Genomic DNA, 251 nt, shown 5'->3' on the forward strand with positions numbered 1-251 from the left:
GGTCGATCTGGCTCCCGGCCTCGACCGCAAGTTCGACGTAAGAGCACATCCCCACGTCGGGCTTTCGACCGTGAGCTATCTGTTCTCGGGCGAGATCATGCACCGGGACAGCTTGGGCTACGAGCAGCCGATCCGGCCGCAGGAAGTGAACTGGATGACGGCCGGCAGCGGCATCACGCACAGCGAGCGTTTCGAGCACGCCCGTGCGGTCGGAGACCGACTGCATGGTATCCAGGCGTGGGTCGCGCTGC

1 protein-coding gene is annotated in these 251 nt (G+C 65.3%); it reads left to right on the forward strand.

All coding sequences use genetic code 11. The features are described 5' to 3' along the window. A partial coding sequence (locus tag JHD07_RS10955; protein WP_291621860.1) for a pirin family protein occupies positions 1–251 on the forward strand: 251 nt, incomplete at both ends.

Origin of the sequence: Bradyrhizobium sp. (genome assembly GCF_016462955.1) — a bacterium.
In the GTDB taxonomy this organism is placed as follows: Bacteria; Pseudomonadota; Alphaproteobacteria; order Rhizobiales; family Xanthobacteraceae; genus Bradyrhizobium.